Annotated in this window: 12 protein-coding genes; 8 read left to right on the top strand and 4 right to left on the bottom strand. The window is 70.7% G+C overall.

The window, feature by feature from the left end:
- Positions 1–52: 52 nt before the first annotated feature.
- The 4 genes from ACZ6ZP_RS04375 (at position 53) to ACZ6ZP_RS04360 (ending at position 6693) form a co-directional block, all read left to right on the top strand.
- Entirely contained in the window at positions 53–898 is an 846-nt protein-coding gene (locus ACZ6ZP_RS04375; protein WP_351160465.1) for a DegV family protein, read from the top strand.
- A gap of 680 nt (positions 899–1578) precedes the next feature.
- Positions 1579–2601, top strand: a complete 1023-nt coding sequence (locus tag ACZ6ZP_RS04370) for a helix-hairpin-helix domain-containing protein (RefSeq protein ID WP_469405800.1) — start codon at positions 1579–1581, stop codon at positions 2599–2601.
- Entirely contained in the window at positions 2598–5480 is a 2883-nt protein-coding gene (locus tag ACZ6ZP_RS04365) for a ComEC/Rec2 family competence protein (protein ID WP_469405484.1), read from the top strand. The genes ACZ6ZP_RS04370 and ACZ6ZP_RS04365 overlap by 4 nt, the downstream gene beginning before the upstream one ends.
- Before the next feature lie 238 nt (positions 5481–5718).
- Positions 5719–6693 carry a YceI family protein gene (locus ACZ6ZP_RS04360; RefSeq protein ID WP_383818956.1) on the top strand — a complete coding sequence of 325 codons (975 nt, stop codon included), beginning with the start codon at positions 5719–5721 and terminating at the stop codon, positions 6691–6693.
- Positions 6694–6755: 62 nt separating this feature from the next.
- On the opposite strand, the gene ACZ6ZP_RS04355 is transcribed toward ACZ6ZP_RS04360, so the two are convergent.
- Positions 6756–7001, bottom strand: coding sequence for a hypothetical protein (locus ACZ6ZP_RS04355; RefSeq protein ID WP_351160455.1), 246 nt, complete (start codon positions 6999–7001; stop codon positions 6756–6758).
- Between the two features lie 156 nt (positions 7002–7157).
- Here ACZ6ZP_RS04355 and holA point away from each other — a divergent pair, with 156 nt between their 5' ends.
- The gene (gene holA / locus ACZ6ZP_RS04350; RefSeq protein ID WP_351160453.1) at positions 7158–8141 is read left to right on the top strand and encodes a DNA polymerase III subunit delta; all 984 of its coding nucleotides are present in this window, start codon (positions 7158–7160) and stop codon (positions 8139–8141) included.
- A gap of 344 nt (positions 8142–8485) precedes the next feature.
- On the opposite strand, the gene rpsT is transcribed toward holA, so the two are convergent.
- Complete coding sequence (gene rpsT / locus ACZ6ZP_RS04345) at positions 8486–8752, bottom strand: 30S ribosomal protein S20 (RefSeq protein WP_351160451.1); 267 nt, start codon at positions 8750–8752, stop codon at positions 8486–8488.
- Between the two features lie 367 nt (positions 8753–9119).
- On the opposite strand from rpsT, the gene lepA reads away from it, so the two are divergent.
- The gene (gene lepA / locus ACZ6ZP_RS04340; protein WP_351160449.1) at positions 9120–10991 is read left to right on the top strand and encodes a translation elongation factor 4; all 1872 of its coding nucleotides are present in this window, start codon (positions 9120–9122) and stop codon (positions 10989–10991) included.
- Positions 10992–11240: 249 nt separating this feature from the next.
- The gene (locus ACZ6ZP_RS04335; RefSeq protein ID WP_469405483.1) at positions 11241–13130 is read left to right on the top strand and encodes an AMP-dependent synthetase/ligase; all 1890 of its coding nucleotides are present in this window, start codon (positions 11241–11243) and stop codon (positions 13128–13130) included.
- Between the two features lie 42 nt (positions 13131–13172).
- On the opposite strand, the gene ACZ6ZP_RS04330 is transcribed toward ACZ6ZP_RS04335, so the two are convergent.
- Together ACZ6ZP_RS04330 and ACZ6ZP_RS04325 are read right to left on the bottom strand one after the other, a co-directional pair.
- Positions 13173–13757 (bottom strand): response regulator, encoded by a 585-nt coding sequence (locus ACZ6ZP_RS04330; protein ID WP_351160443.1) that lies wholly within the window; start codon positions 13755–13757, stop codon positions 13173–13175.
- Positions 13758–13769: 12 nt separating this feature from the next.
- On the bottom strand, positions 13770–17864 hold the full coding sequence (locus ACZ6ZP_RS04325; protein WP_351160440.1) for a HAMP domain-containing protein: 4095 nt from the start codon (positions 17862–17864) through the stop codon (positions 13770–13772).
- 270 nt (positions 17865–18134) lie between these two features.
- Between ACZ6ZP_RS04325 and ACZ6ZP_RS04320 the strand changes: the two genes are divergently transcribed.
- A complete protein-coding gene (locus ACZ6ZP_RS04320; protein ID WP_399977486.1) occupies positions 18135–20057 on the top strand; it encodes a SpoIIE family protein phosphatase in 1923 nt (640 codons plus the stop codon).
- Positions 20058–20116 lie beyond the last annotated feature (59 nt).

Below are 20116 nucleotides of genomic sequence, written 5' to 3'. Positions count from 1 at the left end.
CCGCAAGGGGTCGGGCTGCCGCCGTCGGCTCCAGGCAGGTAATCTCCACCGCATGTCCCGTCATGTCGCGATCGTCACGGATTCAACGGCCTATCTGCCGCAGCGGACGATGGAGCGGCACGGCATCACGTCGGTACCACTGACCGTGGTCCTCGGTGACCAGGCACTCGAAGAGGGCACCGAGATCTCCGCCCGCTCCCTGGCCCTGGCGCTACAGAAGCGGCGCTCTGTGACCACCTCGCGGCCGAGCCCGGAACTCTTCGCGGAGACCTATCGCAAGGTCGCCGATGCGGGCGCGACGGCCATCGTCTCGCTGCATCTGTCCGCCGAGTTCTCGGGCACGTACGACGCGGCGGTCCTCGCGGCGAAGGACGCGCCGGTGCCGGTGCGGGTGGTGGACACCGGAATGGTCGCGATGGCCCTGGGCTTCTGCGCGCTCGCGGCGGCGGAGGCCACCGAGTCGGGCGGCTCGGTGGACGAGGCGGTGACCGCGGCCGAGAAGCGGGCCGCGAACACGTCCGCGTACTTCTACGTCGACACGCTGGACTATCTGCGCCGGGGCGGCCGGATCGGCGCCGCGCAGGCGCTGTTGGGTTCGGCGCTCGCCGTGAAACCGCTGCTACAGCTGGACGGCGGGCGCATCGAGATGCTGGAGAAGGTGCGGACGGCGTCCAAGGCGATCGCGCGGCTCGAGGAGATCGTGATCGAGCGGGCCGGTTCGAACCGCGTGGACATCGCGGTGCATCATCTGGCGGCGCCGGAACGGGCTTCGACCCTCGCGGACCGGCTCAGGGACCGGGTGCCGGGCCTCGCGGAGCTGCATGTCAGCGAGGTGGGGGCGGTGATCGGGGCGCATACGGGGCCCGGGTTGTTGGGGGCTGTGGTTTCCCCCTGGTGAGTGTCCTGGTGAGGCCTCGGTGAGCCCTGTTGAGGGCGTGGGTGACGGAGTTATCCACAACTGCTGGGTAATCCACGGGAATTGACCAAGATCAACATATTTCCGCCGCGGTGCCTAGCGTCGTCGGCATGACACTTCGATCACTTTCAAGGACACCTGCCGCGACGAGTGGCCCGGGGCGAGACCCCGCGTCCGACGGTCGCGTCTCTCATGGCCGCGTCTCTGATGGTCGAGAGCGGTCCAGCCACGCCCGTAGGCGGGCAGCCCGGCGCAGGCACGCTTCGGCGGAGACGCGGGTGCGGGCCCAGGTATTGCGGCAGCGCGCGGAGTCGCTCTTCGCCGGGCCTGAACAGGCAGGTGGCGGAGTCGGGTTGAGGTCGGGGGCGCCGCCGCCAGATGCGCGGGGCGTGGGGGTGCCGCCGGGTGCGGGGCCGGGGACAGAGCCGGGGCAGGGGTCGGGGACGGAGCCGAGTCCGGGGCCGGAGCCGCTGGCTGGGCCGCGCGCCGTGGCGCAGTCGCAGCGGCAGCGGCAGGCCGTGCGGTGGCGTCAGCCAGAGCTGGAGGGTGTGGGGCAAGGGCAGGTTGTGGCGGGGCCGCGGGGCGTGGCGGCGCCGGGGGGTGGGCGGTCTTCTCAGGGTGAGCGGTCGTCTCGGGTGGTGTTGCCGCCGGAGGGGGTGCCGGTGCTGGTGCCGCAGTTGCGGGGCGGGCCGTCGTCCCGAGGTGGGCCGGAGTCTCGGGGTGGGCCGCGGCCGGAGGGGGTTCCGGTGCCGCAGTTGCTGGGCAGGCCGGGGCTTCGGGGTGGGGCGGAGCCGCGGGGTGGGCCGGAGCTTCGGGGTGGACTAGAGACTCGGGGCGGCCCGGAGCCTGAGGTGGTGTTGGCGGTTCGGGGGCAGGAGCAGCCTCCAGGCCAGGTTCCGCCCCAGCGGCCCGTGTCGGCTGCGGCCGGAGGCGAGTCGGTGCCGCCGGTGCGGGGGCGGGTGGGGCTTGCCGTGCGGGAGCGGTTGCCGGTGTGGCTCCAGCTGCGGTGTGGGCTTGAGCGTCGGAGCCTCGTCGCGCTTGTGGTGGTCCTCGTCGTGGCCGCGGTGTTCGCTGCCCAGCACTTCTGGGCAGGGCGGACGCAGCCGGTGCGGGCGCCGGACGTGGTCGGGGCGGCACCTGATCGGGGTGCGGAGCCCTCTCCGTCACCGGGAGCCGCGCTTCCTGCGGAGGGCGGGGGCCGGGCGGCGGCTGGTGCTGGCGGTGTGGCCGGTGCGGGCGGTGGCGGGGTCGTCGTGGACGTCAGCGGGAAGGTCCGCAGCCCCGGGATTCTGCGGCTGCCCGCCGGGTCGCGGGTCGCCGACGCGTTGAAGGCCGCGGGCGGGGTTCGCCCCGGCGCGGACACGGACGGCCTGAACCGTGCCCGCCTGCTCATCGACGGCGAGCAGGTGGTGGTGGGCGCACCGGCGGCGGCTCCTCCTCCGGCGGTGCCCGGCGCGGGGGCGGCCGCCGGGCCGACGGGAGCGAGCCCTGCCGCGCCGGTCGGCCTCAACACGGCCACTGCGGAGCAGCTCGACGAACTGCCGGGTGTCGGCCCCGTGCTGGCCCAGCACATCATCGACTACCGCACGGAACACGGTGGTTTCCGCTCGGTGGACGAACTGCGCGAGGTCAATGGAATCGGCGACAAGCGCTACGCCGACCTGCAGAATCTCGTGCGGCCATGAGGTCCAGGAGCCAGGCGCCTGTGGTGCCCGGAGCCTCGATGGCCCCGGCCCGCCCCACCGCCCACGCCGCGTCCGGGCGCCGGAGCGGGGACGCGCACCCCCGCCAGGAGGGCCCCCTGGACCTGCGCCTCGTGCCGCCCGCCCTCGCGGCCTGGGGGACGGCGGCGCTGGCACTGGACGCCCCGCCCCGGTGGGTGATCGCAGCGGTGGCGGTCTGTGTGGCGGTGGCCGGCGCCCTGTTGGTGGCATGGACGGTACGGGGGCGGTCGGCGGAGGAGGGGCCGCTGAACGCCCGGAGGTACTCGGCAGGTGAGGGGCCGCGGGATGCCCGGAGGTATGCGGCGGCTGGAGCGCGGCAGGATGCGCCCGAGCCGGGCGGCGCCCAAGGGAGGAGGCAGCCCTGGCGGCGGGTCTCGGTGGCGGCCGTCCTGCTCTGTGTCGCGGCGGGGGCGACGTCGGCGGCGCTGCACGGGGCCGATCTGCACCGGGGGCCGGTCCCCGCCCTGGCTCGTCAGTATTCCGAGGCGGAGGTCGAGTTGGAGGTCACCTCCGACCCTCGACTCACCCGGCCCCGCGTCACGGGAGCCCGTGCCGTGCCGCCGTCCGTCATGTTGGACGCGGAGATCGTCCGGGTCACGTCGCCGGACGGCAAGACCTCCGTGACCCGCACCCCGGTCCTGGTTTTCGCCGGGGAGGGAGACAGGGATGACGCGGATACGGGTACGGATACGGGTACGGCTACGGAGAGGGGCGAGGGCGGGGCAACCGGCACGGATTCCGTCGGCACGGATTCCATGGGCACGGATTCCATGGGCACGGATTCCATCGGCAGGGATTCCACCGGCAGGTCATCCTCCGGTGGGGAATCCGTCGGCCCCTGGCCCAGGGCCCGTTGGCTCGCGCTTCTGCCCTCGACCAGGCTGCGCGTCCGGGCGAGCCTCGCGCCTCCCCTGCCGGAGGGTGACCGCGTCGCGGCGGTGCTCCGGGTGGAGGGGGAGCGGACGCCACGGGTGATCGAGGCACCCTCAGGGCCACAGCGCCTGGCGGGGCGGTTGCGGGGCGGGTTGCGGGAGGCCACGGACGGGTTGCCGCCCGATGCCAGGGCGCTGTTGCCGGGGCTGGTGGTCGGGGACACCTCACGTGTGCCGCCCGAGCTGGAGGAGGCGTTCAGGGCGACCGACCTGACGCATCTCCTCGCGGTGAGCGGGGCCAATCTCACGATCGTCCTCGCCCTGCTCATCGGCCCGCCAAGCCTTGCTCAGCGGGCGGAACGGCGCGGCCTCGCACCACGGCTCGGGATTTCACTGCGGGCGACCGCGCTGATCGGCGGTGCGCTCACCCTGGGCTTCGTCATCGTCTGTCGACCGGACCCGAGTGTGGTGCGGGCCGCGGCCTGCGGGCTGATCGCGCTGCTCGCCATCGGCACCGGGCGGCGCCGGTCGCTGATCCCGGCCCTGGCCGCCGCCGTACTGCTGCTGGTCCTGTACGACCCGTGGCTGGCCCGCAGCCCGGGATTTCTGCTCTCCGTCCTGGCCACCGGCGCCCTGCTCACCCTCGCGCCGAGGTGGAGCCTTGCCCTCCAAAGACGCCGGGTTCCACCACGCCTGGCCGAGGCGTCGGCCGCCGCGGCTGCCGCGCAGGCGGTGTGCGCGCCCGTGGTCGCCGTCATGGCGGCGCGAGTGAGCCTGGTGGCGGTGCCCTGCAACCTCCTCGCGGAGGTGGCCGTCGCGCCCGCCACGGTCCTCGGGTTCGCCACGCTCGCCACGGCGCCGTGGGCGATGACGGTCGCCAAGTGCCTTGCCTGGTGCGCCAGTTGGCCCACCGCATGGATCGCGGACATCGCACGGGCGGGGGCGGCGCTGCCCGGCAGCGGAGTCGACTGGCCCGGCGGTTGGCGTGGCGGCCTGCTGCTCGCCCTCGCCACGGTGGGCCTGATCCTGGTCGGCCGCAGGCTTGTCGGACACCCCTGGGTCAGTGTGGCCTGTGCCCTGCTGCTCGTCCTGGCGATCGTGCAGCCTCCGCCCCTCACCCGGGTGATCGCGGGCTGGCCGCCGGGCTGGCGGTTCGCGATGTGTGATGTGGGCCAGGGGGATGCCACTGTGCTCGCCGCGGGCGACGGGGCGGGAGTGGTCGTCGACGCGGGTCCTGACCCGGTGCTCGTGGACCGTTGCCTGCGTTCGCTCGGCGTGACGCGTGTACCGCTCGTGCTCCTCACCCATTTCCATGCCGATCATGTGGCGGGGCTGCCGGGCGTGCTGCGGGGGCGGTCGGTCGGGGCGATTCAGACGACGGGGTATCAAGAGCCGTACGGGCAGGCACGGTTCGTACGCGAGCAGGCGGCCGCCCGCCGGATTCCGGTGAGCCGGGCCGTGGCGGGGGAGCGGCGTCGTGCGGGCGGCGGCGCCCTTGACTGGCGGGTGCTCTGGCCCGGGGCGGAGGGGGTGGGCCCGGCACCGACTCCCGATGGCCCGAACGACGCCAGCGTCTCCCTGCTCGTCCGTGCCGAAGGGGTGACCCTGCTGCTGCTCGGCGATCTCGAACCACCCGCCCAGCGGGCCCTTTCGCGCACGCAGGCCGTGGCGGAGCTGCCACCCGTGGACGTGCTCAAGGTCGCCCACCACGGCTCGGCCTATCAGGACCCCGGACTCCTGCGGCGGACCGCGCCGCGCCTCGCCCTCATCTCGTGTGGCAGGGACAACTCATATGGGCACCCGGCACCGCGCACGGTCGCGGCCTTGCGGGCCGGGGGAGCGGAGGTGCTGCGGACGGACACGAGCGGCTCGATCGCGGTCATCGGGCCGGCCGCCGGAGCGGCGGCGGCCCGGCCGACGGGCAGAGAGGCGGCCCCGATCCTGGAGGTGGCCACTCGACCGCCCTAGGGAGCCGGGGCCGGGGCCGGGGCCAGGCCGGGTCGGGCTCAGCTCGCGGCCTAGGCGGGCCGGAGAGTCCAGCACGCTCGCGCTGATCAATTCGGGTGACTCATGACACTTCCAGCGCTAGCGCAGCATTCCAGCGCAGTGGGTTCGTGTTGCATCGAATGCCGCAACGGTGATCGAATGCCTCTTCGTGGCAGGAGTTGTCAAGGGAGTTGTCAAGGTGCGCGGGGGTGTGTCGCAAATGTTCGGCCGCTGGCTGGGAGACCGTAGGAACCGAGCCGGTCGGGCGAATCGAGCCGGTGGGGCAGGAAGAGCGGGTGGCGCGGGACGGACCGGTCCCGCCGGTCCGGCAGGGCGAGCCGGCAGGGCAGGCCGCACCGGGAGTCCCTTGTCCGCCGTGGCGGTGCCGCCCAGTGCGGGCGTGCTCAGCTGCCGGGTGCTCGACCCGGTCAATGAGCCCGTGCGGCACGGGGAGTTCGCGGTCAGTGATGCCATGGGGCGCAAGGTCGTCGGTGGGGGGCTGGATCCGTTCGGTTCGTTCGTCGCGACCGTTCCGGCCGGTGACTACCGCCTGGCGGTCTCGGCGGAAGGCTTCACGCCGTACCGGGCGAACGCCACGGTCGGGGAGAGCGCGCACGCATCCCTCGGTGACGTCATGCTCCAGATAGCCAAGCCACCGGCGCTGCCCGAGCCCGGTGACTGGGAGCTCGACCCCCTGCACTCCTCGGTGGCGTTCACCGCGCGGCACATCGGGCTTGCCCGGATTCACGGCCGGTTCAACAGCTTCGCGGGTGCGATACGGCTGGGGGAGCGGATGGAGGACTCCGCGATGCACGTCGTCATCGACGCCGCCTCCATCGACACCGCGGTGAAGATGCGCGACGACCACCTGCGGTCCGGTGACTTCCTCGACGTGGAGCGATTCCCGACGATGGAGTTCTACAGCGACCGCTTCGTCCACAAGGGCGGCAGCCGCTGGGCGATCTCGGGCGGCCTGACGCTGCACGGGGTGACGCGCACGGTCACGCTGGAGACGGAGTACCTCGGGGTGGGCCACGGCCTGGAGGGTGAGACCCGCGTCGCCTGCCGCGCCTCCACCGAGCTGCACCGCGACGACTTCACGATCAACTGGCAGACGATGCTCGCCCGCGGCATCGCGGCGGTCGGCCCCAGCATCACGATCGACCTCGACATCCAGGTCCTGCCCAAGGGCTGACGCCGGGCCTCGCCCCTCACTAGGGGCCCGTCCCCGCCCCCGTAAAAGGGAGCTCAGGCGGCTCAGGGAGCCTCGAGCCAGCCCTCGTGCTCGGCGGCCAGTTCGTCGAGCGCCGAGCGGTCGAGGCGCCGGTCGGGGTCCTCGACCACGACCAGCCACTGGGCGTCCTCGGCGTCGTCCTCGCCGGCCAGGGCGTCACGGACGAGTTGAGGCTGCTCGCGCACGCCGAAACGGTCGGGGAGCTCTTCGGCGACTTCCTCCGCGGCATCGCGGTCGGGCAGCACCAGGACATGTCGTACGTCGGTCACCCGGCCATTCTCCGACACGGGGTGAGCCGCCCGGAAACCGGCCGTACCGGAAGGCTCGTACCGGAAGGCTCGTACCGGAGGGGCCGTACCGGAGGGGCCGTACCGGAGGGGCCGTACGGGACGGGCTGTCAGTGCCGCGTGGGATGCTTGACCGCGATGGCCAGGAAGACAGATACCGCCGACCCGCTCGCTCCTCTCACGCTCGCCGTGGGCCAGGAGGACCTCCTCCTCGACCGCGCCGTGCAGCAGGTGGTCGCGGCCGCCCGCGCCGCCGACGCGGACACGGATGTGCGCGACCTCACCTCCGACCAGCTCCAGCCCGGCACGCTCGCCGAGCTGACCAGCCCCTCGCTCTTCGCCGAGCGCAAGGTCGTGATCGTGCGCAACGCGCAGGATCTGTCGGCCGACACGATCAAGGACGTGAAGGCGTATCTCGGCTCGCCCGCCGAGGAGATCACTCTCGTCCTGCTGCACGCGGGCGGGGCCAAGGGCAAGGGGCTGCTCGACGCGGCCCGCAAGGCGGGGGCCCGTGAGGTCGCCTGCCCCAAGATGACCAAGGCCGCGGACCGGCTCTCGTTCGTGCGGAGCGAGTTCCGTGCCCTGGGCCGTTCGGCCACGCCCGAGGCGTGCCAGGCCCTGGTCGACTCGATCGGCAGCGATCTGCGGGAGCTCGCCTCGGCGGTGTCCCAGCTGGTGGCGGACGTCGAGGGCACGATCGACGAGGCGGTCGTCGGCCGCTACTACACGGGCCGGGCCGAGGCCTCCAGCTTCACCGTGGCCGACCGTGCCGTGGAGGGCCGGGCTGCCGAAGCGCTCGAAGCGTTGCGGTGGTCCCTGTCGACCGGGGTCGCCCCCGTTCTGATCACCAGCGCGCTTGCCCAGGCCGTGCGGGCCATCGGGAAGCTCTCCTCCGCGCGGGGTGGGCGCCCCGCCGACCTCGCCCGTGAGCTGGGCATGCCGCCCTGGAAGATCGACCGGGTCCGGCAGCAGATGCGGGGGTGGTCTCCCGACGGGGTGGCGGTGGCTCTGCGGGCCTGCGCCGATGCCGACGCGGGCGTCAAGGGTGGGGGCGATGATCCTGAGTACGCCCTGGAGAAGGCCGTCGTCGCCATCGCCGGCGCGGCGAGGTCTCGCCGCTAGGCGTTGTCACGGCCTGCCCCGCTGGCCTGCGGCGCGTCGCTCGCCTGCGCCGCTGAGCACCCGCCGGTTTGGCATCCGCGGGCCGTCCGTGGCTGGTCGCGCAGTTCCCCGCGCCCCTTACGGGGCCGGACCCAGCGCAGTTCCCCGCGCCCCTTACGGGGCCCGGACCCAGCGCAGTTCCCCGCGCCCCCTACGGGGCCCGGACACAGCAATGCCCCCGGAGTGGGCCGGGGGCATCGTCGCAGCGTGGCGTACTGCGTGGTCTGTCCGCGATTCGAGGTAGAGGGCTCGAATTACCCTCGCGGGAGGATTGATCAGCGCCCCGGCGAGCCGGGGCAAGGGGTTCAGCCCTGGAGGGTCGCGGCCTTCGAAGCAAGCGCCGACTTCTTGTTGGCGGCCTGGTTCTTGTGGATGACACCCTTGGAGACAGCCTTGTCGAGCTGACGCGAAGCCTCACGCGTCGCCTCGATGGCCTTCTGGGAGTCACCAGCGGCAACGGCCTCGCGGGCCTTGCGGATCGCGGTCTTCAGGGAAGACTTGACCGCCTTGTTGCGCTGACGCGCCTTCTCGTTGGTCTTGATCCGCTTGATCTGGGACTTGATGTTCGCCACGAAAGAGCCTTTTCAGGTTCAGGTACTGCAGAGGTACTGCAGATGAGTTTCTTTGACACGTGCCTCAGGGCCATCAGGACCGTGAGGTACCGAGAGGGTCAGGAGACACAGCTGCCCAGATTACCAGCCGCTCCACGACCGGCCCAATCCGGGCTCAGCTCCTCTTCCTGACCGGCCCGATCCGGGCTCAGCTCCTCTTCCTGACCGGCCCGATCCGGGCTCGGCTCCTCCCCCCGAGCAGCCCGATCGAGGTTCAGTCACCCACCCCGACCGGCCCCATCGGGCCCAGTGCCTCACCCATGGGACCATGGAACCTACGTATAGATCCGACCCGAGGCGACAGGCGCCTCAAGAGACAGGACCCTGCGTGCCCGCGACCCCTAAAAATGTGCCCGAGCCGAGCCGTACCGACCCGGCTCTGATTCGTAATTTCTGCATCATCGCGCACATCGACCACGGCAAGTCCACGCTCGCCGACCGGATGCTCCAGCTGACCGGTGTGGTCGAGCAGCGGCAGATGCGTGCTCAGTACCTCGACCGGATGGACATCGAGCGCGAGCGCGGAATCACGATCAAATCCCAGGCGGTGCGTCTGCCCTGGGCCCCCTCGGAGGGCCCCGAAAAGAGCAGGACCCACATCCTCAACATGATCGACACCCCGGGTCACGTGGACTTCACGTACGAGGTGTCCCGCTCTCTCGCGGCCTGTGAGGGCACGGTCCTCCTCGTCGACGCCGCGCAGGGCATCGAGGCGCAGACTCTCGCCAACCTCTATCTGGCGATGGAGAACGACCTCAAGATCGTTCCGGTGCTCAACAAGATCGACCTGCCGGCCGCGCAGCCGGAGAAGTTCTCGGAGGAGCTCGCCAACCTCATCGGTTGCGAGCCCGAGGACGTGCTGAAGGTCTCCGCGAAGACCGGCATGGGCGTCGAGGCACTGCTCGACAAGGTCGTCGCCGAGGTTCCGCCGCCGGTCGGCGTCGCCGACGCGCCCGCCCGCGCGATGATCTTCGACTCGGTGTACGACTCCTACCGAGGCGTCGTGACGTACGTACGAGTCGTCGACGGCCAGCTCAACAAGCGTGAGCGGATCCGGATGATGTCCACCGGCGCCACCCACGAGCTCCTGGAGATCGGCGTCTCGTCGCCGGAGATGACCCCGTCCGACGGCATCGGCGTCGGCGAGGTGGGCTACATCATCACCGGCGTGAAGGACGTCCGTCAGTCCAAGGTCGGTGACACGATCACCTCCCTGCACAAGGGTGCGACCGAGGCGCTCGGCGGCTACAAGGACCCCAAGCCGATGGTGTTCTCGGGTCTCTATCCGCTGGACGGCTCGGAGTACCCCGACCTGCGCGAGGCCCTCGACAAGCTGCAGCTCAACGACGCCGCGCTCGTCTACGAGCCGGAGACCTCGGCCGCGCTCGGCTTCGGCTTCCGCGTGGGCTTCCTGGGTCTGCTGCACCTGGACGTGATCCGTGAGCGCCTCGAGCGCGAGTTCGGGCTCGACCTGATCGCCACCGCTCCGAACGTGGTCTACCGCGTGGACATGGAGGACGGCACCGAGCACACGGTCACCAACCCGAGCGAGTTCCCCGAGGGCAAGATCGACAAGGTCTTCGAGCCGGTCGTACGCGCCACGATCCTGGCGCCCAGCGAGTTCATCGGCTCGATCATGGAACTCTGCCAGACCCGCCGCGGCACCCTCCTCGGCATGGACTACCTCTCCGAGGACCGGGTGGAGATCCGCTACACCCTCCCCCTCGCCGAGATCGTCTTCGACTTCTTCGACCAGCTGAAGTCCAAGACCCGCGGGTACGCGTCCCTGGACTACGAGCCCACCGGCGAGCAGTCCGCCGACCTGGTGAAGGTCGACATCCTGCTGCACGGCGACCGGGTCGACGCGTTCTCCGCCGTCACCCACAAGGACGCCGCGTACGCGTATGGCGTGCGCCTGGTGGCCAAGCTGCGCGAGCTCATCCCGCGGCAGGCCTTCGAGATCCCCGTCCAGGCCGCCATCGGCTCCCGGGTCATCTCCCGCGAGACCATCCGCGCCATCCGCAAGGACGTCCTCGCCAAGTGCTACGGCGGTGACATCTCGCGTAAGCGCAAGCTGCTCGAGAAGCAGAAGGAGGGCAAGAAGCGCATGAAGATGGTCGGCTCCGTCGAGGTGCCGCAGGAAGCCTTCATCGCGGTGCTCTCCAGCGACGACAGCGGTCCGGGCAAGGGGAAGAAGTAACCCACCCCTCACCGCCGCCCCGTCCGGCACGGGCGTCACAGAGGCAGCTCAGCGGGTCCGTCGCGCTCTTGCGCGGCGGACCCGTTCTTGTATGAAGTGACAGGCAGAAGCCCCTTACGCACCGGGCCTCGGCGCTCTACTCTGATCACTGCTCGTAGGTTACTCGCAAGTTAAACAAGACCCTCTCAAGTTCAACAAGCCCAGCAGCCGCCAGCCAGTCGCCGCCATGTCGCGGGTCCGGAGGATGTCGTGAGCGACACACAGACCTTGATCGAGAACCGTCCGCCGTCCGTGGCGCATCTCTTCCTGGAGCGCGTGGCGGCCACGCCCGATGCCGAGGCCTACCGCTATCCGGTGCCATCTGCCTCGGGCGAGGGCCCCGACGAATGGAAGTCGCTGAGCTGGGGGCAGGCCGCCGAGCGTGTCTTCGCCATCGCCGCGGGCCTCATCGAGCTCGGCCTCGACCCCGAGGACCGGGTGGCCCTCGCATCGGCCACGCGGGTCGAGTGGATCCTCGCCGACCTCGGCATCCTCTGCGCGGGCGCGGCCACCACCACGGTGTATCCGCAGACCAACGCCGAGGAGTCCACCTACATCCTGTCGGACTCCAGCAGCCGGGTGCTGATCGCCGAGAACGCCGAGCAGCTCGCCAAGGCGCGCGAGAAGCGGGCCGAGCTGCCCGAGCTCCGGCACGTCATGGTGATCGACGCCGAGGGCGCGGGACCCGCCGAGGGCGACCCGGAGGGCTGGGTGCTCAGCCTCGCCGACCTGGAGGCCCGCGGCGCCGCCCATCTGGAGAAGAACCCGGAGGCGGTCAAGGAGCGGATCGCCGCCATCAGCAAGGACCAGCTCGCCACGATCATCTACACCTCCGGCACCACGGGCCGCCCCAAGGGCGTGCGCCTGCCGCAGGACAACTGGTCGTACATGGCCAAGGCCATCGCCTCGACCGGTCTGCTCGGCCCGGACGACGTGCAGTACCTGTGGCTGCCGCTCGCGCACGTCTTCGGCAAGGTGCTGACCTCCGGGCAGATCGAGCTCGGGCACGTCACCGCCGTCGACGGCCGCGTGGACAAGATCATCGAGAACCTTCCGGTGGTGCAGCCGACGTACATGGCCGCCGTGCCGCGCATCTTCGAGAAGGTCTACAACGGGGTCGCGGCCAAGGCGCGGGCCGGTGGCGGCGCCAAGTACAAGATCTTCCTGTGGGCCGCCGAGGTCTCCCGGGAGTACGCGAAGGTCAGCCAGGACAACTTCCGCAGGACCGGCACCGCGTCCGTGCCCTTCGCGCTCGGCGCAAAGCACAAGGTCGCCGACGCGCTCGTCTACTCCAAGCTGCGGGAAGCCTTCGGCGGCCGGCTGCGCGCCGCCATCTCCGGTTCGGCCGCGCTCGCGCCCGACATCGGCTACTTCTTCGCCGGCGCCGGCATCCACATCCTGGAGGGCTACGGCCTCACCGAGTCCTCCGCGGCCTCCTTCGTCAACCCGGGCGAGGCCTACCGCACCGGCACCGTCGGCAAGCCGCTGCCCGGCACCGAGGTCCGGATCGCGGACGACGGCGAGATCCTGCTGCGCGGCCCCGGCATCATGGAGGGCTACCACGGCCTCGCCGAGAAGACCGCCGAGGTCCTGGAGTCCGACGGGTGGTTCCACACCGGGGACATCGGTGAGCTGTCCGCGGACGGCTATCTGCGGATCACCGACCGCAAGAAGGACCTGATCAAGACGTCGGGCGGCAAGTACATCGCGCCCGCCGAGGTCGAGGGCCAGTTCAAGGCCGTCTGCCCGTACGTCTCCAACATCCTGGTGCACGGCGCCGACCGGAACTTCTGCGCCGCCCTGATCGCCCTCGACGAGCCGGCCATCCTGGCCTGGGCCAAGGACAACGGCCTGGAGGGCAAGAGCTACGCCGACGTGGTCGCGGCCCCGGCGACGGTCGAGCTCATCGAGGGCTATGTGAAGCAGCTGAACGAGGGTCTGCAGCGCTGGCAGACCGTCAAGAAGTTCAAGTTGCTGCCCCGCGATCTGGACATCGAGCACGGCGAACTGACGCCCAGTCTCAAGCTGAAGCGCCCGGTCGTGGAGCGCGAGTACCAGCACCTGATCGACGAGATGTACGCGGGATCGCGCGAGGCCTGAGCCTCGACCGCCCCGCGCGGGCGGAGTGTCGGACACATCGTGTCAGGCACCCCGCCCGCGCCGCATCTCCTTCACCAGCTCCTCCATGTGCGTCACGTGGTGGCGCAGTTCGAGGACGTCCTTGAGGCTGCTGGCGGCCATGTGCGTCTCGATCGCCGAGAGGCGGGCCGCGAGCTCGTCGAACTGCTGCTTCTCGCGCGCCAGGATCTTCTCCAACTGCTGGTTCTTGCGGTGCAGTTCGAGGAAGACGGTGACCTTGGCGCGCAGCACCCACGGGTCGAACGGTTTGGTGAGATAGTCCGCGGCGCCCGTCGCATAGCCGCGGAAGGCGTAGCCCGCGTCGTTGTCGGTGCCCGTCAGGAAGATGATGGGCACGTCCTTGGTCTGGTCGAGCCGCTTGATGTTCGAAGCGGTCTCGAAGCCGTCCATCCCCGGCATGCGCACGTCCAGGAGGATCACGGCGAATCGTTGCCTCAGCAGGGCCTTCATCGCCTCCTCGCCCGAACGGGCGCGTACCAGCGGCTCGTTGAGTGACCCCAGGACGGCTTCCAGCGCCATCAGATTGTCCTCCATGTCATCGACAAGGAGGATGCTCGCGCGATTGTCGGTCATGACCTCAGTGCTCATGGTGGCGGTGCCTCACTCGGGCGTCGGCGGAACGGCGATCTCCCCATGAGCGTCTGCCGGTTCCGGTGCAACGGGTTCGTCTGTTGTGGCGGGCGTGTCCGGCTCCGTCGTGCCGTCGCCTTCGGGGGCCAGAAGGGCGCAGGCGACGGTGAGCAGCTGGTCCACGTCCACCGGCTTGGGTACGTAGTCGCTGGCGCCCTGCTCGATGGCCTTCTCGCGGTCGCCGGGCATGGCCTTGGCGGTCAGCGCGATGATGGGAAGGCCGGTCCAGCGGGGGGTGCGGCGGATCGCGGCGATGGTCTCGTATCCGTCCATCTCCGGCATCATGATGTCCATCAGGATGAGGTCGGTGTCGGGGTTGCGCTCCAGGGTCTCGATTCCTTCGCGGCCGTTCTCCGCGTACAGGACGGGCATGCCGACGCGGCTCAGCACATGGGTGAGCGCGAAGACGTTGCGGATGTCGTCGTCCACGATCAGGACGCGGCGCCCGCGCAATATGCGGCCGGCCGAGCCTTCCCGGTACTCCTCCAGCTTGGTGGGCGTCGGCCAGCTGTCGTTCTGTTCGTGGAAGGTGTGCGGGGTCATGGCGATCCGGTCGTCGTGCGGCTCCGGCGTCGTGAGCGACCTGGTCGCCGCGTACGCCGCGGCGGCGGGGCCGTGGCCGGGGTGCACCACGGGGACGTACAGCGTGAAGGTGGAGCCCTGGCCCGGGGTGCTCTCCGCCGTGATGCGACCGCCGAGGAGTCCCGCGATCTCGCGACTGATGGAGAGGCCGAGGCCGGTGCCGCCGTACTTGCGGTTGGTGGTGCCGTCGGCCTGCTGGAACGCCTCGAAGATGGCGGGCAGCTGATCGGCCGGGATGCCGATGCCGGTGTCCTTCACGGCGAAGCAGAGCCGGTCGCCGCCTTCGTGGAGCCGGTCGCCGGTCCTCTTGACGCGGCTCACGCGCAGCTCGACGCCGCCGCTGGCGGTGAACTTGACCGCGTTCGACAGGAGGTTGCGCAGGATCTGCTGGAGCCGCTGCTCGTCCGAGAACATCTCGCGCGGCACGTCCTCGCCGACCGACACCTCGAAGGCGAGCCCGCGGTCGAGGGTGAGCGGCCGGAACGTCGCGTGGACGTAGTCGAGGACCTTGATCAGGGGGAGCTTCTTGGGACGTACGTCCATCCGGCCCGCCTCGATCTTCGACAGGTCCAGGATGTCGTTGATGAGCTGGAGGAGGTCGGAGCCCGAGCGGTGGATCGTGGTCGCGAACTGCACTTCCTGGTCGGAGAGATGGCTGTCGGGGTTGTCGGAGAGCAGCCGGGCCAGGATGAGCAGGGAGTTCAGCGGGGTGCGCAGCTCGTGCGACATGTTCGCGAGGAACTCGGACTTGTACTGCGAAGAGGTGGCGAGCAGGGCCGCCTTCTCCTCCAGTTCGGCGTTCGAGCGCTGCAACTCCGCCTGCTGGAGCTGGAGTTCGTCCGAGCGGTCCTGGAGCTGCGTGGCGAGCCGCTGGGACTCGCTGAGCAGTGACTCCGTACGGGAGTTGGCGATGATGGTGTTGATCGCGACGCCGATCGTGCTCACGAACTGGTCGAAGAACGCCAGGTGCACGTCCGAGAAGCGGGAGAACGTGGCCAGCTCGATCACGCCGAGCAGCTTGTCCTCGAAGAGGATGGGGATGATCACCAGGCTGGCCGGTGCGGCGTCCCCGAGCCCCGAAGTGATCTTGATGTAGTCGGGCGGCACCTCGTCGACGAGGATGCGCTTCTTCTCCAGGGCCGCCTGGCGCACCAGGCCGTGCGCGGGCATCGCGCCCGTGTCGACGACCGAGCCCTGCGCCGAGCCGTACCCGGCGATGAAGGCGAGCCCCTTGACCGGGGGAGTCTGCAGCGTCGTGGCGTCCCCCGCCTCCGGGTCGGCCAGGAAGAAGGCGCCGTACTGCGCGTTCACCAGCGGGGTCAGCTCGCGCAGGATCAGGTCGGCGACCTCCATCAGGTCACGGTGGCCCTGCATCAGACCCGCCAGACGGGCGAGGTTCGACTCCAGCCAGTCCTTCGCGCGGGTGGTCTCGCGGAGGTTGGAGACCATGACGTTGATGTTGTTCTTGAGCTCGGAGACCTCGCCGCGGGTCTCGACCGTGATGGAACGGGTCATGTCGCCCTGCGCCACGGCCGAGGCGACCTCGGCGATCGCGCGGACCTGCGTGGTGAGGTTCAGGGCCAGCTCGTTCACGTTCGTCGTCAGGCGCTTCCACGTGCCGTAGACGCCCTCGACCCTTGCCTGACCGCCCAGTTGGCCCTCGGAGCCGACCTCGCGGGCCACGCGGGTGACCTCGGAGGAGAAGGAGGACAGCGTGTCCACCATGGTGTTGATGGTGGTCTTCAGCTCCAGGATCTCGCCGCGCGCGTCCACGTCGATCTTCTTGGAGAGGTCGCCCTGGGCCACCGCCGTCGCCACCTGCGCGATGTTGCGGACCTGACCGGTGAGGTTGTCCGCCATGTAGTTGACGTTGTCGGTGAGGTCCTTCCACACGCCCGACACACCGAGCACCTGGGCCCGGCCGCCGAGCCGGCCGTCCGTGCCGACCTCGCGGGCCACGCGGGTCACCTCGTCCGCGAAGGCGCGCAGCTGCTCCACCATCGTGTTGACGGTGTCCTTCAGCTCCAGGATCTCGCCGCGCGCCGTCACCGTGATCATCTTCGACAGGTCGCCGTTGGCGACGGCCGTGGTGACCTGGGCGATGTTGCGCACCTGGGAGGTGAGGTTGAGCGCCATGAAGTTGACGTTGTCCGTGAGGTCCTTCCATACGCCGGACACGCCGCGCACCTGGGCCTGGCCGCCCAGGTTTCCTTCCGTGCCGACCTCGCGGGCGACGCGGGTGACCTCGTCGGCGAAGGCGGAGAGCTGGTCCACCATCGTGTTGATGGTCGACTTCAGTTCGAGGATCTCGCCCTTCGCCTCGACCGTGATCTTCTTGCCCAGATCGCCCTGGGCGACGGCCGTCGACACGAGGGCGATGTTGCGCACCTGAGAGGTGAGGTTGTCCGCCATGAAGTTGACGTTGTCGGTCAGGTCCTTCCACACACCGGACACGCCGCGCACCTGAGCGCGACCGCCCAGGTTTCCTTCCGTGCCCACCTCGCGGGCCACGCGGGTGACCTCGTCGGCGAACGCGGAGAGCTGGTCCACCATCGTGTTCACCGTCGACTTCAGCTCCAGGATCTCGCCCCGGGCGTCGACGGTGATCTTCTGGCTCAGGTCGCCGTTGGCGACGGCCGTGGTGACCTGGGCGATGTTGCGCACCTGAGAGGTGAGATTCGACGCCATGAAGTTGACGTTGTCGGTCAGGTCCTTCCAGACCCCCGACACACCCCGCGCCTGCGCCCGGCCGCCCAACTGGCCCTCGGTGCCCACCTCGCGGGCGACACGCGTCACCTCGGCTGCGAACGCGGAGAGCTGCTCGACCATCGTGTTGACGGTCAGTTTCAGCTCCAGCAGCTCGCCCGTCGCCTCGACCGTCACCGTCCGTGTCAGGTCGCCCTGCGCCACCGCCGTCGTCACCAGGGCGATGTCGCGCACCTGGGCGGTGAGCCGGGCTGCCATCGTGTTGACGGCCTCCGTCACGTCACGCCAACTGCCCGACAGGCCGCGCACCTTGGCGCGACCGCCGAGCCGCCCCTCCGTGCCGACCTCGCGGGCGACGCGCGTGACCTCGCCCGTGAACAGCGACAGCTGGTCGACCATCGTGTTGACCGCGCGGCCCAGGCGCCGCAGGTCGCCCCGCAGTTCCCGGCTCCCGTCGTGCAGGTCCACGCGCTGGGTGAGGTCGCCGCCCGCCACCGCGTTCAGGACGCGCGTCGCGTTGGCCGCGGGGGCGACCAGCGCGTCGAGCAGGGAGTTGACGTCCAGGATGCGCGTCGACCAGCTGCCCTGGCCCGGACTCGCGGAGAACCGCTCGTCGAGATGGCCGTGCCGGATGATCTCCCGGCGTACGCGCGTGAGTTCACCGTCGAAGTGCAGGGAGCGGTCCAGCATCTCGTTGAACACCGCGTGCAGCTCGGCGGTGATGCCGTGGCCGGTCACCGGGACCTTGGTGAAGTCCCCGTCCCGGGCCGACCGCATGGCGGCAAGCAGCGGGCGCAGGTCGGAGATCGCTTCCGGGGCGGTCTCCGGGGTGATTTCTGGTGCCGTCTCCGGAGCGGGTCCGGTCGGCGGTGAGGGTATCGGAGCTGGTTTCGGTGCCGGAATCCGACCGTAACCGAGCGCGGGCATAGCACTGTTCTCACTCATAGCGGCCCACTTCAGTAACTCGGTGCTTATGGGCGTGGTCAGTCTGTCACTCTGTCCGTGTCGCCTGAGGCGTATTCGACCGAACTGCTCAGGAGCCGAAACGTGGGGTCCATTCCGATGCAACGGGAGACCACTTTCCGTGCGTCCGCCCAGCCGGGGCACCAGCCCGGCCCGCCGGCGGTGGTGTGCACATCGCTGCCCGGAAACCCGATGGCGCCCGCCGCCGCGCGCAGGTTCGTGCGCGCCGCGCTCGCCGACTGGACCGAGCTCGCGGTGCCCGCGGCGGCGGGCATCACCGACCGTCTGGCGGACGACGCCGTGCTGCTGGTCAGCGAACTCGTCACGAACGCCGTCGTGCACGCGGGCACCACGGTCGAGCTGCTGTGCCGGCTCGACGAGGCGGGTCTGGGGGAGAGCTGCGACACCCTGGTCATCGAGGTCTCCGACCACCACCCCGCCCGCTCGGTCCGCAACGAACCCTCGCCCCAGCCGCCCGGGATGCCCGAGTACGGCCGTGGGCTGCAACTCGTCGCCGCCCTCTCCGACTCCTGGGGCATCACCTACCGCACCGGCACCAAGTCCGTCTGGGCCCGCCTGCTGGTCGGGGGCGTGCAGGCCGGCCAGGACAGCGAGTCGTACGCGGGTGACCAGGGCGCGCAACGCGGACCGCGCGCCGCCGAGATCCTCGCGCCGCTGCCGAAGCGGATCACGCACGACACGGAGTGGGTCAACCGCGGCGCGCTCACCTTCCTCGCCGAGGCGTCCGATCTGCTCGCCGGACAGTTCGACGAGGACCTGGTGGCCGCCCTGGCCGGACAGCTCCTCGTGCCGCGGCTCGCGGACTGGTGCGCGGTGTGGCTCGACGACGAGCCGGAGGTCGCGCCGCGCGACGCCGCGAGCGGGTCGCAGGGGACCCGGCTGGCCCGCGTCTGGCACACCAGCGAGCAGCGGATAGAGGAACTGCGCCGCAGTCTGGAGAAGGACCCGCCCCTGCTGCCCGATTCGGCGGGCTCCGGCGCCGCTCCCGTGCCGTGGCCCCGCGAGGCGCTGGCGGGGGAGGCGCTCGGCACGGCCCTGGCGTACCGCCTCACGGCGGGCGGTCGCGCGCTGGGCACGCTCGTCATCGGGCGGTCCGGGATGATGCGCTTCGCCGACGAGGTCACCGGCCTCATCGAGGACTTCAGCCGCCGCGTCGCGCTCGCCATCAGCGCGGCGCGGCGCTACCAGCGGCAGGCCACCATCAGCCAGGTCCTGCAGCGCGGCCTGCTGCCGAGCTCCGTCGCGGACATCCCCGGCATGCACAGCGGTGTGGTGTACGAGCCGCGGGACAAGGGCGGCCCCGGCGGCGACTTCTACGACGTGTTCCAGGCGGGCAAGGGCCGCTACTGCTTCGCGCTCGGGGACGTACAGGGCAAGGGCGTCGAGGCGGCCGTCGTGATCGGTCTCGCCCGGCCGTGGCTGCGGCTGCTCGCCCGCGAGGGATACGAGGTCGCGGAGGTCCTCGACCGCCTCAACCAGCTCCTCCTCGACGACGCGACGGAGGCGGCGGACGCGGCCGCCGCGGTGGTCGCGGTCGCGGGCGGCCAGGGCCTGCCGCCCGACGGCGCCACCTCCCGCTTCCTCTCCCTCCTCTACGGCGAGCTGGTGCCCATGGACGACGGCGGCGTCCGCTGCACGGTGGCCAGCGCCGGCCATCCGCTGCCGCTGCTCCTCTCCCCGGACGGAACGGTCCGGGCGGCGGCCACGCCCCAGCTGCTGCTCGGGGTCGTGGACGACGCGACGTACACGAGCGAAACCTTCGAGCTGCGGACCGGCGACACCCTGCTCTGCGTCACGGACGGCGTGACGGAGCGCCGCGCGGGACAGCAGATGTTCGACGACGCGGACGGCCTCGCGGCGGCGTTCGCGGGCTGCGCGGGGCTGGACGCGGCGCTGGTGGCGGAACGGATCAAGAGGCTGGTACACGAGTTCTCGGAGAGACCGCCGGACGACGACATGGCGGTGCTCGTGCTTCAGGCGCAGTAGCGGCGGGGCGCGCGGCGAGGCCCTGGGGCGGTGCGGGAAGCCCGCGCGGCGCGGGGTTC

The organism is Streptomyces sp. NPDC054047, assembly GCF_055585065.1.
The sequence above is the reverse complement of the archived record's forward strand: the minus strand, read 5'-3'. Positions and strand labels throughout refer to the sequence as shown.

Coding starts and splice junctions, on each gene's coding strand:
- ACZ6ZP_RS04375 (WP_351160465.1), top strand. CDS start 53: ATGTCCCGTCATGTCGCGATCGTCACGGATTCAACGGCCTATCTGCCG.
- ACZ6ZP_RS04365 (WP_469405484.1), top strand. CDS start 2,598: ATGAGGTCCAGGAGCCAGGCGCCTGTGGTGCCCGGAGCCTCGATGGCC.
- ACZ6ZP_RS04360 (WP_383818956.1), top strand. CDS start 5,719: ATGTTCGGCCGCTGGCTGGGAGACCGTAGGAACCGAGCCGGTCGGGCG.
- holA (WP_351160453.1), top strand. CDS start 7,158: ATGGCCAGGAAGACAGATACCGCCGACCCGCTCGCTCCTCTCACGCTC.
- ACZ6ZP_RS04330 (WP_351160443.1), bottom strand. CDS start 13,757: ATGAGCACTGAGGTCATGACCGACAATCGCGCGAGCATCCTCCTTGTC.
- ACZ6ZP_RS04325 (WP_351160440.1), bottom strand. CDS start 17,864: ATGCGGTCGGCCCGGGACGGGGACTTCACCAAGGTCCCGGTGACCGGC.